At 49.2% G+C, this 1,642-nt stretch carries 1 rRNA gene; it reads right to left on the reverse strand.

What is annotated here, in order from left to right:
• Nucleotides 1-58 precede the first annotated feature (58 nt).
• A 16S ribosomal RNA gene (locus tag K7X70_RS24330) occupies nt 59-1,580 on the reverse strand.
• Between the last annotated feature and the right edge of the window lie 62 nt (nt 1,581-1,642).

Raw genomic sequence — 1,642 nt, forward strand, 5'->3', positions numbered from 1 at the left:
TTTTGAGATTTTTTGTCATTTATATCATTTACGTAGCGAGTAGTCTGAACTACTCCAGAAAGGAGGTATTCCAGCCGCACCTTCCGGTACGGCTACCTTGTTACGACTTAGCCCCAGTTATCGGTTTTACCCTAGGACGCTCCTTGCGGTTACATACTTTAGGTACCCCCAACTTCCATGGCTTGACGGGCGGTGTGTACAAGGCCCGGGAACGTATTCACCGCGTCATTGCTGATACGCGATTACTAGCGAATCCAACTTCAAGAGGTCGAGTTGCAGACCTCTATCCGAACTGTGAATGGCTTTTTGAGATTTGCTTGCTGTTGCCAGCTTGCTGCCCTCTGTACCATCCATTGTAGCACGTGTGTAGCCCCGGACGTAAGGGCCATGATGACTTGACGTCGTCCCCTCCTTCCTCTCTGTTTGCACAGGCAGTCTGTTTAGAGTCCCCACCTTAACGTGCTGGCAACTAAACATAGGGGTTGCGCTCGTTGCGGGACTTAACCCAACACCTCACGGCACGAGCTGACGACAGCCATGCAGCACCTAGTTTCGTGTGATTGCTCACTCATCTATCTCTAAATGATTCACTAACTTTCAAGCCCGGGTAAGGTTCCTCGCGTATCATCGAATTAAACCACATGCTCCTCCGCTTGTGCGGGCCCCCGTCAATTCCTTTGAGTTTCAATCTTGCGACCGTACTCCCCAGGTGGAATACTTAACGCTTTCGCTTAGCCGCTAACTGTGTATCGCTAACAGCGAGTATTCATCGTTTAGGGCGTGGACTACCAGGGTATCTAATCCTGTTTGATCCCCACGCTTTCGTGCCTCAGCGTCAATAACACCATAGTAAGCTGCCTTCGCAATCGGTGTTCTGTGACATATCTATGCATTTCACCGCTACTTGTCACATTCCGCCTACCTCTAGTGTATTCAAGCTCATCAGTATCAAGGGCACTGCGATGGTTGAGCCACCGTCTTTCACCCCTGACTTAATAAGCCGCCTACGCACCCTTTAAACCCAATAAATCCGGATAACGCTTGGATCCTCCGTATTACCGCGGCTGCTGGCACGGAGTTAGCCGATCCTTATTCCTTCGGTACATTCAGCTACTTACACGTAAGTAGGTTTATTCCCGAATAAAAGCAGTTTACGACCCAGAGGGCTGTCTTCCTGCACGCGGCATGGCTGGTTCAGAGTTGCCTCCATTGACCAATATTCCTTACTGCTGCCTCCCGTAGGAGTCTGGTCCGTGTCTCAGTACCAGTGTGGGGGGTCATCCTCTCAGATCCCCTAGTCATCGTGGTCTTGGTGAGCCGTTACCTCGCCAACTAACTAATGACACGCATGCCCATCTCAATCCTATAAATATTTGATCATTAGATAATGCTATCCTGTGATTTTATGCGGTGTTAATCCGAATTTCTTCGGGCTATCCCCCTGATTGAGGTAGGTTGCATACGCGTTACGCACCCGTGCGCCACTTTCCCGAGAAGCAAGCCTCTCGGTATCGTTCGACTTGCATGTATTAGGCCTGCCGCTAGCGTTCATCCTGAGCCAGGATCAAACTCTCCATTGTAAAATGTGTTGTTTGAACGCTGACCATTCTTAACTTGTTAATAATAGTCTTTATTCTTTTTT

It is taken from the genome of Pedobacter polysacchareus, assembly GCF_019802255.1.
Taxonomy (GTDB): domain Bacteria; phylum Bacteroidota; class Bacteroidia; order Sphingobacteriales; family Sphingobacteriaceae; genus Pedobacter; species Pedobacter polysacchareus.